We start from the raw sequence: 16,145 nt of genomic DNA on the forward strand, positions 1-16,145 counted from the left end.
ACAGTAGGGGCCATGAAAACGTATCCATCGATTGAAAGCACGATAGGAAATACCCCCTTGGTAGCGTTGCAGCGCCTGGGCGCTGCCGGGCACGCCGAGCGGCAAACCGTGGTCCTTGCCAAGCTGGAAGGCAACAACCCGGCCGGCTCCGTCAAGGACAGGGCGGCCTTGGCCATGATTCAGGGCGCCGAGCAGCGCGGTGAAATCCAACCAGGCGACGCACTGATTGAAGCCACTTCCGGCAATACCGGTATCGCCCTCGCGATGGTTGCGGCGGTCAAGGGTTATCGCATGGTGCTGGTCATGCCTGAAGATCTGTCCGTTGAGCGTGCCCAGACCATGAAAGCCTACGGCGCCGAACTGGTGCTCACGCCCAAGAGCGGTGGCATGGAGTACGCCCGCGACCTCGCGCTGCAGATGGCGGCACAAGGCAAGGGCAGGGTGTTGGACCAATTCGCGAACGAGGACAACCCGCGCGCGCATTTCACGACCACGGGCCCTGAAATCTGGGAACAGACCGGCGGTCGCATCACCCATTTCGTCAGCGCGATGGGGACTACGGGCACGATCACGGGCGTGGCGTGCTACCTGCGCAAGAAAAATCCCAAAGTACGCATCATCGGCGCCCAGCCAACCGAAGGCTCGCGCATCCCGGGCATTCGCAAATGGCCCGAAGCCTATCTGCCCAAGATCTACCAGCCGGAGCTGGTCGACGAGCTGGTCTCTGTCTCGCAGGGCGATGCAGAAGACATGGCACGCCGACTCGCGGCCGAAGAGGGCATTTTCGGCGGGATTTCATCGGCCGGAGCCTGCTGGGCAGCGCAACAGATCGCACAGCGCGAGCACAACGCAACCATCGTGTTCGTCGTCTGCGATCGCGGCGACCGCTATCTCTCCACCGGGGTTTTTCCCGCCTGAACGATGCTGCAGCACTACGAAATGCGGTTTTGTCCTCACTGCGCATCCGAGCTTTTGCCTATCGCACAAATGGAAGATGGCGGAGAGAAGGTGCGTTTGCGCTGTGCCGCCTGCGGCTGGACGCACTGGAACAACCCGGTTCCCGTGCTTGCAGCCATCGTCGAGATGGACGGCAAGGTGCTGCTCGCCCGCAACGCTGCGTGGCCGCCCAAGATGTTTGCTCTCATCACGGGCTTCATGGAAGCTGGCGAAAGCCCTCAGGAAGGTGTCGCTCGCGAGGTGAAGGAGGAAACCGATCTGGACGCCCATGCGATCACGCTGGTGGGAGCCTACGAGTTTCTGCGCATGAACCAGGTGATCATTGCCTACCACGTAAAGGCGACTGGCACGGTGCAGTTGTCGCCGGAACTGCTGGATTACCGGTGGATGGAGCTCAAGGATCTCAAGTGCTGGCCGGCAGGCACAGGCTATGCGCTGGCAGATTGGCTGCGCACGCGTGGTCACGAACCCGTATTCTTTACACCTGAAGAGAACGCCGAACGCCGGCGCGGACTGGATCAACCCAAGGAGGGAACATGAATATCGACAACGAACTGGATGCGCGCGGACTCAACTGCCCGCTGCCTATCCTCAAGGCCAAGAAGGTGCTGACCAAGATGCTCAGCGGCCAACTTCTCAAGGTCATTGCGACCGACCCCGGTTCGACGCGTGACTTCCAGGCGTTCGCCAAGCAAACCGGCAACGAATTGGTCGAGCAGCAAACCCAAGGCGATGAATTCATCCACATCTTGCGACGACGCTGATGCCCGAAGCGCTGACAAGGCGATATGGTTTAAATTGATACAATGTATATTATGTTTAATTGCCACCCGAGCTAGAGCCAGCAACGGAAGGAAGAAACGGCACAGACAGCTTAGGGACATTCCCCGATTGACAAGGCACGTCCTTTGTGCATTGTAAAAAATTGGAGGGAAAATGTTCCGAACACCGCGCAATCTTCCATCGCTGGCGGACATGCTGGACGACATCAAGACGGATCGGCGGACGATCGCAAAGCACCTGGGCATCACTTCGCGGACGCTCGCCAGGTACGAAGAGAAGCAGCACGCACCGCGCCCGATCATGCTTGCGCTTTTCTGGGAAACGCAATGGGGACGCGAAACAGCCGACGCGGAAGCACAGACATGGAGCCAGATCAACGCGCTACGCGCCGAGCTGGCAGACGAAGAGAACGCGATTTTGAGAACTCAGCTTCTCAGCGCTGAAAGGCTGATACCGACGAACGCGCCGTTTTTCCTGCTTGGAAAACGCCCCGAAAAATCACGCGCGGTTCAACGGTCCACGTATTCGGCTTCAAAGCGTTTCCGGGCAGCCGCGTACGCGTTCGCACACGCCACGGTTGCATCACGTTGACAGTCTGGCGACGGCGTGAAGTAGCGCATCCAAGCCTGCTCCTTGCGTTGTTTGCGCTCGCGCTCAGCTTGCAACGCCGCCGCTTGCGCGTCGCTTCGCTGCTGCGCCTGCTGCGCAGCACGCTCGCGAGCTTGAGCCGCCCTTCGGTCCGCGTCGCGCGCCTCAGATAGCACCTGCTGCGCAGCGCGCTCAATGCGCCACTGCATCACGGCCTCATAGGTGTAGACGGCAGCAAGGCCACCGATGTAGACGCCAAGCGCTACCCCGAAAACGAGGACGAAAAAAGAGCCCTCTTCCTCTTTGCGCTGAAACATAGCCCCTCCTTTTGCGAGAGTCTATCCGCGCCTGTTGCACACGGCGGGGTTCGCGTACCGCACCGCGTCCAAATCGTCAAGGGCAAGGGCTTCGCCGACGTACTCACCCGTTCGGCCTTCACTTCGTTTCGGTCCGCTGCGGCTTCCGTGCGTCCCCTTGACTATTTTTCCCCGGTGCTGTGCATCGCTCCTTGCGGAGAAGGCCCCACCGCGACCGCGGCGAGTCCTTCCCCTACAGGAGAAAAGCGCGATGATCGCCAGCAACTACCGCAAGCACGCAGATGCCCTCATCAGGCAAATGGAACTCGACTTGTCGGGTATCGTGACAGAGCGCGTAGAGCAGCGCGCGGCAGCATGGGCTTGGCTGATGCACAACGGCACGCCGCAGCCGCTGGAAAAGCCCGCCGTGCCTCAATGGTTCAAGGCTATCAAGGCTGCTGCGCGACGACTGGCGAAGGCCATCAAAGACGCGTGCATGTTCCTTGCAGAGCGTGTTCAGTAATCACCTGCGCGAATGCGCGTTTCGCAGAGGCACCGAATCCCACCACGTTTTGACTTGTTCCGGTTGTGTCGCCGGTGCTGGCAGAGGCACGACAACGGGCGGTTGCTGCAGTTGCGCGACTTCGCGCCCCGGTTCACGCTCGCGCGCCGTGCGAAATGCGGACGGTTCGGAGCGTTGTTCCTGCTGCTGCCAGTCAATGAAAAAGCCCTTGTCGACTATCTGCAGGCAGACCGCGCCGGAGACCTGCAGCAATGTCGCCTGCTGGCTATAGCACTTGCAGGTCTTGCCCATCTTGATGCACGCCGCCGGATATGGCGCAACCGCCGGTTTTGTCACTTCGTCATAGGCTGGCGCCGTATGAGGGAAATCAGGCAAGCGAGGTTTGCGAAGCTCCAAGTAATCGTTCAATGACAGCTTGACCACATCCGCCCGCGCATCGGTGCTGATCGGTCCAGCTTTTGCGACCACTTCTGTCGCCGCCTCAGGTGCATGCTTCGTCACATTGGATTTGACGCTTACCACTGCGCCCCAAATGAGCGCAGGGACTACCACGGCAGAAGCCAGCACAAACCAGAAAGCACGCGGAATCTTTTTCTTGCCAGTGTGAATGCTGGCAGACCTGTACCACTTAAAAACGTCCTTGGGGAATGGACGCATGGACACCTCACCGCGCGCACCTGCCCCGGGTTCTTCGCACCTGAGATCAGGCGCACCGAACTTGATCACACTCACAACGTCAGCGCCGAATGTGCGTTTCAGGTGGCGATGCCAGCTTGGTTTGTCGATCAAGCGCCGTATGAAAACGTCCAGAAGCGACGGATGCGGACAGATCATCCAGAAGTCAAAGCCACGTTTGCGGCGAAACTGCGCAACAGCATTCACGTAGTCGGGGACTTCTGCGCCAGATCGCCGGAGCGGGAATTCGTTCTGGCATTCGTCCATGATGCAGATGGACCCATCGGGCAAATCTTGCCAGAGCTTAGGATCGAATGGTTTCCAACCGAAATCTTGCGCGGTTTCCTCGTTCAACTCGAAACCGTGGTAGTAGACCGGACGGTTTTCTTTTAGCTGCTGCTCGCGAACATCTTTGAGCGTCAGGAGTGTTTTACCTGCGCCATTAGCGCCCGTTGTCAGGTAGATCATTTAAGCACCCACCGCTTGAATGTATCGCCGCTGATGCCGTTAATCAGCATCCGTGCCGATATTGCACTGGTGACAATGCTAATGCAAACTCCAACTTTCATATACGCGATCAAACTAAACATTTCAGCAGGCAGACCAGAAAACGCCGTAATGGCCTGCGCTGTCATCCAGTCAAGCGACGTTGATAAACCCGTAAAGGTCACCACAGAAATACCAAGAGCAATAAGCACCCGCCCAACGAGGGTACCAACAAGGGATATGAGAGCGCCGCCGATTGCAGCAATGAATACAGGCATATCAACCCCTCATAACGATGCGGACCGCGAGAAGCAGGGACACCGCGACCAAAATATTGCCGAGCATTTCAAGGTACGGGCACAGGACAGAGAAAGGCAGGGTAATAGATTGGCCCATCACTGAAACCGTTTTGTCGCCTACGCAAGCGCCGCCGCCGAGTGCATCGGTTTGATTGATATTCGGTGTCAGGTCCACTGTCGAATTTCCCGGAAGGGCTTCGGTTTGTGATCCTTCTTTGCCTTTTTCAGCCTCATACAGTTTGGATTCCAAGGTTTCATCAACGAACAATGCGCAGTTCCTGCGGTGCTGTTCACGAGCAATAGCGCATTGAACTGCATCACCCTCACATTGGAAGCCACCCATGCAGGTCCCCATAAACGAGGAATTAGGACCCTCCCCGCCTTCACCATCGCCCCCGCCACCATCACCACCGCCACCGCCGCCGCCCGGAGTCGGCACGATTGGTATGCAGGCTGAATCCACCTTCACATAGCCCTTGCCGCACTTGCCATCTTCATCCGGTTCTTTTGGCCTTGTCTCGTAACACATGCCGCCACGTTCTACAAAGCCTTCAGCGCAACCTTCTGGCGGCTTTTCCTCCCCTTCTGGTTTCTGCTCGTCGGAAATGCCGCTTGACGATCCTTTTCCGTCGCCCTCGTTCGCGGAACCGCCGAGGTTCCCCGTATCTTCGTTGCCGCCACGACCGCCCGCAGGTTCATCAGGTCTGGGAGTCGGCGGATTACCACCGCCACCGCCACCCGTGCCGCCATCACCGTCGCCGCTACCGCCGCCACCCCCACCGCTGCCACCGTTGCCGTCATCGCCGCCGCCGCCGTCACCTTCACCGCCACCACCGCCGCCAGGTCCATTGCCCGGACCATCGCCAGGTCCTGAACCGCCAGTGCATTCAGCGCCTGTTTCGCGCGCTATTCCGTAATTTGCAATGATTGTTTCGCCATCTTTTTCATAAGTAATATCAAACGACGCATTGATGACGATTTGACAACCGCCCTCACAAGTGTAAAAGCTAGTTGAATCCCCGATCCAGCGTTCACCGTGTTCCCTACCCGCTTTGCACTTATCGGTTTTCTTGCAAACGCCATTCACGCGTGTTTGTCCGAATGGGCAAGGTGGTTCTTTCACACAGAAGCCGCCTACCCTTATTTCATCCGGTTGGCAATTGTCAGGGACACAGGCGCCGCCCTCTTCATGCTGACCGGATGGACACGGGTTGATTTTGTGGCATAGGCCATCTTCCCCGCGTTCTTCGTTTGCTTCGCACTTTGGAACGCATTGTCCGCCGACAATTTCATGAGTTGACGGACACCCATCGCACGAATTCCCCGCTTGGTTTGCCAACGTACCATTAGGGCAGAAATACCCTTGCCACAATGGATAAAACGCTTCCGGAACCGGATGCTCAGTTTCAATAAACCAGCCTAAAAATCTACCGTTAGCCGCTTGATTCGGTACGACGTTAGCCATGCAGTAATCGTAATCAACTGATGCCGACCGATGAAACCACCCGCATCCATCCATCGCTGGTGCAGCAGCGTGCGACCAAGGCGCGAGGAGCAATAAAGCGAACGCGACAATCAATCGCTGAAAATAAGCCACACGGCCCCCAAAACTGCAATGAGCAGAAATATCCCCATGTCGGTCCTTTTGCCTTTACAAAGCACTCAGCGCGAGCGCTTAGAAAAGGCCCCGAAGGGCCAGACGATCAGGAGAGCGCTTGCCGCACCCAACGGAACGCCTTGATCGCCACGTACAGCAGAAGCACCGCAGCGCCAATCAGACCGACAGGAGTAGCCTGAGAGGCAATATCGGTCACGACATCACTGACGTCGATTGCAGCCGCATGGCTGGCTTGCGCAGCGAAAACGCCGCCAGTAACCACCAGAGCCGAACCGAGGTTCTTTGCTTTTTGAACGATGTTCATGAGTTTTCCTTTTCCCGGTTTTCATCAATGGAAAGCGCTCGAATCAGGACCCGGAAACCGAACCCGACCGCCCACACCAGCAGCACCGCGCCGCCGATACTTGCCGCCGCTTCTGTATCCAGATTCAGGACCGGAAGCGCGAATTCATGAATGACGGTAACCGTACAGGCACCAGCACATTCAATAATCTGTTGCGGATCAGCCATTGCAGCCGATCCCATCGACTACGCGATGCAATTCATTGAGGTCGACGACGACCGCCCGATAAAACGGTTCGCAATGATCCTCAATCAGTTGCGCGCACGTTTCCAGATCATCAACCGGGCAAGCCTCAGACAGAAGCAATACCCAGCAGGGTTGCCCATCTTCAAAGCTGGGAGTGAGGAAACTGCCCGTAGTTGATGACTGTATTACGAACGCCACATTAACCCCTTACATGCTTTTCCCAATGCTCTATCGCCTGCATGGACTCCCATTCCTGCCGCGTCATTGGAGTTCCGTCGCCAAAATCGCCATATTGCCACTCTTGCGTTGCATCCGCATCATCATTGCGAACCGCGTTATCTTCACTCCATTCGCGCAACTCTTTTTCAGCAACGGTTTCCGCTTTAAGATTAGAACCAGCATCCAAAGGCCACCGATTAGAAATATCACGATTAGAAAAATTAACCCCGACACCTGATGATCCGACATGGTTAACAAACCACCATCTGCGCTGCAAATCAGAAACGAATGACATTTAATTCACCTCAATATTCTGCCTTGAATGAAACATGAAGCCGAGCGTTAACCACGCCAAAGTCAGAAGGTAATTCAACTTCGATTTGAAAATGATAAGAGTCGCAAAGAATCCCCCTCCGAAAATCAGTAAGCGGTTCAAGCATGACTGACAACTGAGAAATCAACATCGCAGAAAAATCAAATTCTTCGCCAAGCGTAAACATCACGCCGCCTTTTTCGGCTGTTCAAGCGGGCGAATGTCGAGAAGGACCATCTTGGTTCCATCTTGTGCAGCCGCCGCCATTTCGAACGTCGCAACGGCTTTGATGGGCAGAGATGCGCCCAGGTGCGCCCACTTTTCAAACTCACTCGCATTCTGGATTTTGAAAGGACGAGTCGCACGACCGATGGAGCGACCTGCACTGTTTTCCGAGAGGTCGACTTCACAATGGAAGGTCGTGCTAGAGAAATCGCGCCCGTCAATTGAGCCCTTCGACTCTTTGACGCCGTGGACGATGACTTCAGACTTGAATTGCATTTACTTTCCTTTTTCGGTCGTGATTTAGGCTGATGCGAAAGCGGGACCAGCGCTTGCGGCCTTCTTTGTGCGATGGAATGCCAAGCTGTAAGCGCTTCCGACTTCATCGCGGGTAAATCGACGCAGGCGACCGGGCAAGCCCTGCCCTATCACGAGGTCAAGAAAGGTGTTTTCTTTCAGGTAGCGGAACGCGAGCGCGAGGGATGGCGCTGCAACGTTACGAATCCAGCGCAGATTGCGCGTTACTTCTGCTTCTACGGTTTGTTCCGCGAGCTTTCGCTCGCAGGGAACAGGTTCAGGCGTTGCCGTGAATTCCGCTTCACGAAGCATTGCCGCATGCCAGTCGCTGGCACCGGCGAAGAAATCGGCAGGACGCCGGAGCATGTCCGCACTCAGGACCCGGAGCTTGTTGCCGTATCGCAGTTCAATGCGAACCCAGCCGGTAGCATCTTTTTCGCCGAAAAGCTGATGGCCCTTTTCGTAGACATTTGTTTGCTTTCCGGCTTGTTTGGAGCCGATATAGAAGCTTCGGCTATGGCCCGCGCACCAGTCGCCAACCATGTTGCACTTGGGACGCTTGACGCCCACGTCACACAGCCCGGTTTCATAGTCGGACTTCACCCGGAGCATGCCGCCGGACAGACCATCGAAGAAGTCAAGCGCCAGGTCACAGCGCGTTATGTTTCCTTCGACGCCCTCTATCACGAAGGCGAGCGCACCACGCCAGCCGGGTTGCGCGAAGGTGCACGCAGAACCGTAAAGGTTGACGTGCAGGGTTTTGGATTGCGCCTGCTGGCGCGGACTTTCGCCACTGGCGAGGAAACCGACCCAACCGCATTCTTCGCCCGCTCGTTCAATGCTCAGGCGATGACGGTAGAAGTCATGACCCTTGCGGATTTCAGGGTTGACCGTGAAGCCTTCACCGAGGCAGTTTGCAACCGCTTGCGCAAGCTGATGGGCTTGAACCGCTGGCGCATAGTCGGAGTCAGGAAACTGATACAGATTGCGAAGGAAGCGCGCATAGGCTCGCTGTTCCAAGGTTCCGTTTTCCCGCTCAAATTGCGCAAGCGGTTCACCGCCGTTTTCAGTACCGACCGGGTTTAGAAGCGCAGGATCAGGAGCCGGAGCATTTCGCAGCAGGCAGGTGAAGCGCAGCCAATCGACATGCACCGCTACCTTGGTTTCAGTACGCTCAGCAATCAGCCGCGCCTTGACTTGGTTCCCATCAAGAACGAGGGAACATGTTCCGGCATGCCGGTTCAGGACTGAACTAGCCGGGCGAGTCATTTAATTGTTCTCCCCGTGATTACCATCGGGGACGGCCAGAGAGCACGCCGCCGCCCGCGCGTCGGCGGCGCTCCGCTTGCCGCCATCCGCGCAGGCTGCAGCGCGCGCAGAAAGTACCGAAACGAGGTTTTGTCGTGCGAGGAAATCGGCAATGGATAGCCAAGCCTGGCGATTGCCTTCGGCACCGGGCTCTATCACTTCGTGACCAAGCCTCTTCGCTTCGCTTCGGTCTTGACCCATTCGGGTAACGATCCCTATCGCGGTGGTCATTGGAAGGCCCCGCCCAAGAGGTTGCGACGAGTCACGGCAACGAGAGTTCTGCGCCACGGCAGGCCCGCGAGCTTGGCATCAAGGGACAGCCAGACACCGCACGGGCTTTTGAAAAATCCCGCAAGAGGTCCGCGAAGGTTGCGCCCCTGCTGCTGAGCGAGCAGAGCCGACAAGCGCGCCGCTTCGTCTCGCGACGATGAGGCAGCAGGGACGCAAACGAGGGAAGGCGAAAGAGAGTGCATGTCGGCTCCTTGGTTGGAGCGGATCATGCGTTCTAAATTCAAGAACTAGTTCTAAACCATAGAACAGTTGCGGGTTATAGAACGTTCAACTAGCATTTACGTACCGAAAACGCAACAGAAAGGCACCAAATGAAAGCCGCAGAATGGATCGACCGCGTGAAAAAATCGCTCGGAATCGAGAGCGACTATGCAGCCGCGAAAGCACTAGGAATCTCGCGCAACGCAATCAGCACCTATCGCGCAAAAGGTTCAACACTGGACGAAGCCGCTAGCTTATCTGTAGCTTCTGCACTTGGAATAGCGCCCGCTGGCGTCATACTTGACCAGATCGCCGAGCGCGTGAAGGCGCCCGAGGTACGCACTACCCTGCTGGCCGAAGCGCGCCGGCTTTGTATATTATGTTAAATAAATGATGGGTAGCCTGAAACACCACCGGATTGCCTCCTGACACCGACACGTGATGGACCTCGTTGACGTACTAGCCACCGACAGCACACTGCCCAGCCTGCCGCGCGTGCTTGCGCTGCTGACGACGGAGCTGGCGCAACCAGAACCCAATTTGCGGCGTGTCAACCGCTGGTTCTGCGGCGATCCGGTGCTGGCGGCACGCTTGCTGCAAGAAGCGAATGCGCAATCGCATCCGCTTTCCGGCAAGGTGGGAAGCATCGCGGAAGCCATGGTCCTGCTGGATACGGCGCAGCTGCGGCTGTTTGCATCGCAAGCGTTTCTGGGTACCACCTCAGGCTCCGTGCCGGGTGTGAACCTCCAGCACTTCTGGCGCTACAGCGTCAACACGGCCCGGATCATGCGGTCGTTGGCGGGCGTTGTCGGGCGCAATCAGGCGCTGGCCTACGCTGCGGGTTTGCTCCACGGCTTGGGCGAACTGGTCCTGCATTTGCGCGATCCTCTGGGCTGCCAGTCGGTCACAACGGTTGCCGGGCCGCTGGATCTTCGCCGCACCAAGGCCGAGCGGCGCATCTGGGGCTACGACTATGCGGCGGTCAGCGCTGCGATGGCACGCCAATGGCGCTTTCCGGCGGAGCTCGTCGATACCCTGGGCGGCCACAGCGCCCCGTTTGACGGCGAGACCTACGAACCACTGGCAGCAGTGCTTCATCTGGCGTCGTGGCGTGCGCGGGCGCGCGAGGCCGGGTTGGGCCAGCGCGAACTGGCCGCCACCTTTCCGGGAGAAGTGGGCGTGGTGCTGGAGATGGATATCGATACGGTGCTGCAGCAAGACCCCATTGACTGGAAGGCACAGCCCAATGCAGGCGAATTCGTCTGATGGCCTTGCGAGGGCCGTGTGATGCGCCTGCGCCTGTCTGAACTGAAACTGCCGCTGAACCATGCGGATGGCGACCTGCTGCAGCTCGCTGCCCGGGTGCTTGGCGTTGCGCCTGAAGCCGTGGCGCACCTGGATGTTTTCAAGCGCAGCTTCGACGCGCGCAAGTCCGAGCTCATGGTGGTGACCATCGCCGATGTGCAGCTGCGCGACCCGGTCCTGGCCGCCGAACTGCTGCGGCGCCATGCGGCCAATCCGCATCTTCAGGCCGCGCCCGACATGCGCTACCAGATGCCGGTGCACGCGGGAGCCGCCGCGCCCCGCCCTGTAGTCATTGGATTTGGTCCTTGCGGGATTTTTGCCGCCCTCTTGCTGGCGCAGATGGGGTTCAAGCCGCTGGTGCTGGAACGCGGCAAGGCGGTGCGCGAGCGCACGCAGGACACTTGGGGTTTGTGGCGCAGAAAGCAGCTGAATCCGGAATCCAATGTGCAATTCGGCGAAGGTGGCGCCGGCACCTTCAGCGACGGCAAGCTCTACAGCCAGATCAAGGACCCGCGCTTTCTCGGCCGCAAGGTGATGCAGGAACTGGTCAATGCCGGTGCACCGCCGGATATCCTGCAGATCGCGCATCCGCATATCGGCACCTTCAAGCTCGTCAAGGTTGTCGAGGCCATTCGCGCGCAGATCATTGCGCTGGGTGGCGAGATCCGCTTTGAACAGAAGGTGACCGACGTTCTGCTCGAGGATGGCCATTTGCGCGGACTCATGGTGCTCGATCAACGCAGTGGCGATTCCCATGAGCTGCGCGCCGATCACGCGATTTTTGCGTTGGGACATAGCGCACGCGACAGCTTCGAGATGCTGCAGGCGCGCGGTGTCCAGCTGGAGGCCAAGCCGTTTTCCATCGGCTTTCGCATCGAGCATCCACAGAGCGTGATCGACCGTGCGCGCTGGGGCCGGCATGCCGGCCATCCGCTGCTGGGCGCTGCGGACTACCGGCTGGTACACCATGTCACCGGCGCAGGCGCTAGCGGCCGCGCGGTGTACAGCTTCTGCATGTGCCCAGGTGGAACAGTGGTCGCCGCCACCAGTGAGCCGGGGCGCGTCGCCACCAATGGCATGAGCCAGTATTCGCGCAACGAACGCAACGCCAACGCAGCCATCGTCGTCGGCATCACGCCGGACGATTTTCCCGCGTCCATGGGCGAGCGCCCTCACCCGCTGGCGGGCATCGCGTTGCAACGCGAGCTGGAATCGCGCGCCTTTGTGCTGGGCGGTGGCGATTACTGCGCTCCGGCGCAGCTGGTGGGTGATTTCATTGCGGGGCGCGCCTCCACAGCGCTGGGCAGCGTGCAGCCGTCCTACCAGCCCGGGGTCACACCCTGCGATCTCAGCCCCGCCCTGCCCGACTACGCCATCGCTGCGCTGCGCGAGGCGCTGCCAGCCTTCGGCCGCAAGATCAAGGGCTTTGATATGCACGATGCGGTACTGACGGGCGTGGAAACGCGCACCTCGTCACCGCTGCGCATTCCGCGTGGCGAGGACTTTCAAAGCGTGAATGTGCGCGGCCTGTATCCCGCAGGCGAAGGTGCAGGCTATGCCGGTGGAATACTGTCCGCCGGCGTGGATGGCATCAAGGTGGCGGAAGCCTTGGCACGCAGCCTGGTGCACGCGGCGTAGGTCGCGCCAGAGCAATCGCCCATTGCGGCACAGCGCCCGACCGGTGGCAGGCCGAGCCCTGTGCCACAACCGCTATCGTTTCTGCGGCGGCACGTCGGTGCAGCTGCCATGCGCCACCTCGGCCGCCATGCCTATGCTCTCGCCCAGTGTGGGGTGCGGATGGATGGTCTTGCCGATGTCCACCGTGTCTGCGCCCATTTCGATGGCCAGGGCAATCTCGCCGATCATGTCGCCGGCGTGCGTGCCGACGATGCCGCCGCCCAGGATCTTGCCGTGGCCGTGGGCCTCGGGCGAATCGTCGAACAGCAGCTTGGTGAATCCCTCGTCGCGACCGTTGGCAATGGCGCGGCCCGATGCCGCCCAGGGGAACAGGCCCTTCTTCACCTTGATGCCCTGCGCCTTGGCCTGGTCCTCGGTCAGGCCGACCCAGGCGACCTCGGGGTCGGTGTAGGCCACGCTGGGGATGACGCGGGCGTTGAAGGCAGCTGCCGCCAGCTCCTTGTTGCCCTGCAGTTCGCCGGCGATGACCTCGGCCGCCACATGGGCCTCGTGCACCGCCTTGTGCGCCAGCATGGGCTGGCCGACGATGTCGCCGATGGCAAAGATATGCGGCACGTTGGTGCGCATCTGAATGTCCACGTCGATGAAGCCGCGATCCGTCACCGCCACCCCCGCCTTGTCGGCGGCGATCGTCTTCCCGTTGGGCGAGCGCCCCACCGCCTGCAGCACCAGGTCGTAGGTCTGCGGCTCGGGCACCGTGACGCCGTCCTTGGCAGGAGCGAACGTGACCTTGATGCCTTCCGGCGTGGCCTCGGCCGCCACGGTCTTGGTGTTGACCATGATGTTGTCGAAGCGCGGCGCGTTCATCTTCTGCCAGACCTTGACCAGATCACGGTCGGCGCCCTGCATCAGGCCGTCCATCATCTCGACCACGTCCAGGCGCGCGCCCAGCGTGGAATACACCGTGCCCATCTCCAGGCCGATGATGCCGCCGCCCAGGATCAGCATGCGTTTTGGCACGCCAGCGAGCGCCAGCGCGCCGGTGCTGTCCACCACGCGCGGGTCGTTGGGCATGAAGGGCAGACGCACGGCCTGGCTGCCGGCGGCGATGATGGCGTTCTTGAACTGCACGACCTTCTTGGCGCCGGTCTTGTCCTGGCCGCTGCCTGTCGTTTCCTCCACCTCCAGGTGGTGGCTGCCGAGGAAATGCCCATAGCCGCGCACGATCGTGACCTTGCGCATCTTGGCCATCTGACCCAGGCCGCCGGTGAGCTTGGAGATCACCTTTTCCTTGTGGCCGCGCAGGGTATCGACGTTGACGCTGGGCGCGCCAAAGTCTATGCCCGCAGCCTTCAGGTGGCTGACCTCATCCATCACCGCCGCCACATGCAGCAGCGCCTTGGACGGGATGCAACCCACGTTCAGACACACGCCGCCGAGCGTCGCATAGCGCTCAATCAGCACCACCCTGAGCCCGAGATCGGCCGCGCGAAACGCCGCCGAATAGCCGCCCGGGCCACCACCCAGCACCGCCACGTCGCATTCCAGGTCGGCGCTGCCGGCAAAGCTGCCTGCTATCGGTGCAGGAGCTGCTGGCGATTGACTGGTGGGCGCTGGAGCCGGTTTTTGCTCTGATGCTGGAGCCGTTACGGGAGCCTCTGCCGACTCCAGCGTCAGCAGCACGCTGCCTTCGCTGAGCTTGTCTCCGAGCTGGACTTTGAGCTCCTTGACCACGCCCGCGGCGGACGAGGGAATCTCCATCGACGCTTTGTCGCTCTCCACCGTCACCAGGCTTTGCTCGACGCGGATGGTGTCACCCACCGCGACCAGCACCTCGATGACCGCCACATCCTTGAAGTCGCCGATGTCCGGGACCTTGATGTCCATCACTGCCATGTCCGGGCTCCTTTCACAGCAGGATGCGGCGGTAGTCCGCCAGCACCTGGCCCAGATAGGCGTTGAAGCGTGAGGCCGCCGCGCCGTCGATCACGCGGTGGTCGTAGGACAGCGACAGTGGCAGCGTCAGGCGCGGCACAAAGGCCTTGCCGTCCCACACCGGCTTCATCTGGCTCTTGGACAGGCCCAGGATGGCCACCTCGGGCGCGTTGATAATGGGCGTGAAGTGCGTGCCGCCGATGCCGCCGAGCGACGAGATGGATATGCAGCCTCCCTGCATGTCGGCCACGCCCAGCTTGCCGTCGCGCGCCTTCTTGGCCAGTTCCGACATTTCCTGGCTGATCTGCAAGATACCCTTCTGGTCCGCATTCTTGAGCACCGGCACCACCAGGCCATTGGGCGTATCGGCGGCAAAACCGATGTGGTAGTACTGCTTGTAGACCAGGTTGTCGCCATCCAGGCTGGTGTTGAACTCGGGGAATTTCTTGAGCGCCGCGACCACCGCCTTGATGACGAAGGCGAGCATGGTGACCTTGACATCGCTCTTGGCCTTGGCGCTTTCCTGGTTGGTCTGCACGCGGAAGGCTTCGAGTTCGGTGATGTCGGCCTCGTCGTTGTTTGTGACGTGCGGAATCATCACCCAGTTGCGCGCCAGGTTGGCTCCGCTGATCTTCTTGATGCGCGACAGCGGCTTGGCCTCGATCGCGCCGAACTTGGCGAAGTCCACCTTGGGCCAGGGCAGCAGATCCAAGCCCACGCCGGAGCCGCCGGCCGGTGCGCGCGCAGCCTGTGCCTGGGTCTGCACGCTGCCCGCCATCACGGAGCGGGTGAAGGACTGGACATCCTCCGGCGTGATGCGCCCCTTGGGGCCAGTGCCTTTGACTTCCGCCAGCGGCACGCCGAACTCGCGCGCGAGCTTGCGCACCGAGGGGCTGGCATGCGGCAGCCCGAGCAGCGAACCACCGGGCTGGTGCGCCGGTGCACTGGCAGCCGGGGGCGGTGATACCAGCGGTGCCGCTGCAGCAACTGCCACCACGGGCGCAGGCACTGCCGGGGCAGCGGCGGCGGGTGCAGGCGTCGCCGCGGGTGCAACGGCGCCTTCGAGCACCACCACCAGATCGCCCGTATTGATCGTGTCGCCGAGCTTGACCTTGAGCTCCCTGACCACGCCGGAGGCGTTGCAGGGGATCTCCATCGACGCCTTGTCGGATTCCACCGTCAACAGTGATTGCTCGGCCTTGACCGTGTCCCCCACGGCCACCAGTAGCTCGATCACGGCCACATCCTTGAAATCGCCGATATCGGGCACGCGCACTTCGATGCGGCCGGTGGCGCCTGACGCGGGTGCTGCAGCAGGCGCCGCGTTCGCCTGTACAGGTGCAGATGCTACGCTTGCAGTAGCTAATTGCGCTTGACTGACGGGCGCTGGAGACCGATTGGATGCTGAATCCGCAGTCTCGACGATCAGCACCACCGAACCCTCGCTGATCTTGTCGCCGAGCTTGACCTTGAGCTCCTTGACGATGCCGGCTTCGGTCGATGGAATTTCCATCGACGCCTTGTCGGACTCGACGGTGATCAGGCTCTGTTCGGCCTGGATGGTGTCGCCGGGCTGCACCAGCAGCTCGATCACGCCGACTTCTGAAAAATCGCCGATATCGGGGACTTTGACTTCCTTGAGTGCCATGGCAAGGTCCCTCC

General features: G+C 60.1%; 20 protein-coding genes. 8 read left to right on the forward strand and 12 right to left on the reverse strand.

The window, feature by feature from the left end; translation table 11 throughout:
- The first annotated feature begins 12 nt into the window (after positions 1-12).
- From cysM to ABS45_RS07680, 4 genes are all read left to right on the forward strand, one after another.
- The gene (gene cysM, locus ABS45_RS07665; RefSeq protein ID WP_291554684.1) at positions 13-918 is read left to right on the forward strand and encodes a cysteine synthase CysM; all 906 of its coding nucleotides are present in this window, start codon (positions 13-15) and stop codon (positions 916-918) included.
- 3 nt (positions 919-921) lie between these two features.
- The gene (locus ABS45_RS07670; protein WP_291554686.1) at positions 922-1,497 is read left to right on the forward strand and encodes an NUDIX domain-containing protein; all 576 of its coding nucleotides are present in this window, start codon (positions 922-924) and stop codon (positions 1,495-1,497) included.
- Entirely contained in the window at positions 1,494-1,721 is a 228-nt protein-coding gene (locus tag ABS45_RS07675) for a sulfurtransferase TusA family protein (protein WP_291554688.1), read from the forward strand. The genes ABS45_RS07670 and ABS45_RS07675 overlap by 4 nt, the downstream gene beginning before the upstream one ends.
- Before the next feature lie 211 nt (positions 1,722-1,932).
- A complete protein-coding gene (locus tag ABS45_RS07680) occupies positions 1,933-2,331 on the forward strand; it encodes a hypothetical protein (RefSeq protein ID WP_291554690.1) in 399 nt (132 codons plus the stop codon).
- On the opposite strand, the gene ABS45_RS07685 is transcribed toward ABS45_RS07680, so the two are convergent.
- A complete protein-coding gene (locus tag ABS45_RS07685) occupies positions 2,250-2,645 on the reverse strand; it encodes a hypothetical protein (protein ID WP_291554691.1) in 396 nt (131 codons plus the stop codon). The two genes, ABS45_RS07680 and ABS45_RS07685, sit on opposite strands and share 82 nt — an antisense overlap.
- A 250-nt stretch (positions 2,646-2,895) precedes the next feature.
- On the opposite strand from ABS45_RS07685, the gene ABS45_RS07690 reads away from it, so the two are divergent.
- Positions 2,896-3,147 carry a hypothetical protein gene (locus ABS45_RS07690; RefSeq protein WP_291554693.1) on the forward strand — a complete coding sequence of 84 codons (252 nt, stop codon included), beginning with the start codon at positions 2,896-2,898 and terminating at the stop codon, positions 3,145-3,147.
- Here the strand turns inward: ABS45_RS07690 and ABS45_RS07695 are convergent, their stop codons facing one another.
- The 9 genes from ABS45_RS07695 to ABS45_RS07735 form a co-directional block, all read right to left on the reverse strand.
- Complete coding sequence (locus tag ABS45_RS07695; RefSeq protein ID WP_291554695.1) at positions 3,148-4,290, reverse strand: zonular occludens toxin domain-containing protein; 1,143 nt, start codon at positions 4,288-4,290, stop codon at positions 3,148-3,150. It abuts the gene before it with no gap.
- A complete protein-coding gene (locus ABS45_RS07700; protein ID WP_291554696.1) occupies positions 4,287-4,586 on the reverse strand; it encodes a DUF2523 domain-containing protein in 300 nt (99 codons plus the stop codon). The genes ABS45_RS07695 and ABS45_RS07700 overlap by 4 nt, the downstream gene beginning before the upstream one ends.
- Position 4,587: 1 nt before the next feature.
- Positions 4,588-6,072: a virulence factor TspB C-terminal domain-related protein gene (locus tag ABS45_RS07705; RefSeq protein ID WP_291554698.1), complete on the reverse strand. Its 1,485-nt coding sequence runs from the start codon at positions 6,070-6,072 to the stop codon at positions 4,588-4,590.
- A gap of 238 nt (positions 6,073-6,310) precedes the next feature.
- On the reverse strand, positions 6,311-6,529 hold the full coding sequence (locus ABS45_RS07710; protein ID WP_291554700.1) for a major capsid protein: 219 nt from the start codon (positions 6,527-6,529) through the stop codon (positions 6,311-6,313).
- Positions 6,526-6,735, reverse strand: a complete 210-nt coding sequence (locus tag ABS45_RS07715) for a hypothetical protein (RefSeq protein WP_291554702.1) — start codon at positions 6,733-6,735, stop codon at positions 6,526-6,528. The genes ABS45_RS07710 and ABS45_RS07715 overlap by 4 nt, the downstream gene beginning before the upstream one ends.
- A 218-nt stretch (positions 6,736-6,953) precedes the next feature.
- Positions 6,954-7,268, reverse strand: a complete 315-nt coding sequence (locus ABS45_RS07720; RefSeq protein WP_291554703.1) for a hypothetical protein — start codon at positions 7,266-7,268, stop codon at positions 6,954-6,956.
- A 10-nt stretch (positions 7,269-7,278) separates the two neighbouring features.
- Positions 7,279-7,473 carry a hypothetical protein gene (locus ABS45_RS07725; RefSeq protein WP_291554705.1) on the reverse strand — a complete coding sequence of 65 codons (195 nt, stop codon included), beginning with the start codon at positions 7,471-7,473 and terminating at the stop codon, positions 7,279-7,281.
- Positions 7,473-7,787, reverse strand: coding sequence for a hypothetical protein (locus tag ABS45_RS07730; protein WP_291554707.1), 315 nt, complete (start codon positions 7,785-7,787; stop codon positions 7,473-7,475). Before ABS45_RS07730 ends, ABS45_RS07725 begins: the two co-directional genes overlap by 1 nt.
- A gap of 24 nt (positions 7,788-7,811) precedes the next feature.
- The gene (locus ABS45_RS07735) at positions 7,812-9,074 is read right to left on the reverse strand and encodes a replication initiation factor domain-containing protein (protein ID WP_291554709.1); all 1,263 of its coding nucleotides are present in this window, start codon (positions 9,072-9,074) and stop codon (positions 7,812-7,814) included.
- Between the two features lie 641 nt (positions 9,075-9,715).
- On the opposite strand from ABS45_RS07735, the gene ABS45_RS07740 reads away from it, so the two are divergent.
- The 3 genes from ABS45_RS07740 to ABS45_RS07750 are packed head-to-tail and all read left to right on the forward strand — an operon-like array spanning position 9,716 to position 12,548.
- Complete coding sequence (locus ABS45_RS07740) at positions 9,716-9,991, forward strand: hypothetical protein (RefSeq protein WP_291554711.1); 276 nt, start codon at positions 9,716-9,718, stop codon at positions 9,989-9,991.
- Positions 9,992-10,046: 55 nt separating this feature from the next.
- Complete coding sequence (locus tag ABS45_RS07745) at positions 10,047-10,871, forward strand: HDOD domain-containing protein (protein WP_291554829.1); 825 nt, start codon at positions 10,047-10,049, stop codon at positions 10,869-10,871.
- Positions 10,872-10,892: 21 nt separating this feature from the next.
- On the forward strand, positions 10,893-12,548 hold the full coding sequence (locus ABS45_RS07750) for an FAD-dependent protein (protein WP_291554713.1): 1,656 nt from the start codon (positions 10,893-10,895) through the stop codon (positions 12,546-12,548).
- A gap of 72 nt (positions 12,549-12,620) precedes the next feature.
- On the opposite strand, the gene lpdA is transcribed toward ABS45_RS07750, so the two are convergent.
- Together lpdA and aceF are read right to left on the reverse strand one after the other, a co-directional pair.
- Positions 12,621-14,444, reverse strand: coding sequence for a dihydrolipoyl dehydrogenase (lpdA, locus tag ABS45_RS07755; RefSeq protein WP_291554715.1), 1,824 nt, complete (start codon positions 14,442-14,444; stop codon positions 12,621-12,623).
- 13 nt (positions 14,445-14,457) lie between these two features.
- Complete coding sequence (aceF, locus tag ABS45_RS07760; protein WP_291554716.1) at positions 14,458-16,131, reverse strand: dihydrolipoyllysine-residue acetyltransferase; 1,674 nt, start codon at positions 16,129-16,131, stop codon at positions 14,458-14,460.
- Between the last annotated feature and the right edge of the window lie 14 nt (positions 16,132-16,145).

The sequence above is a fragment of the Comamonas sp. SCN 65-56 genome, from assembly GCF_001724135.1.
Lineage (GTDB): Bacteria > Pseudomonadota > Gammaproteobacteria > Burkholderiales > Burkholderiaceae_C > Comamonas_C.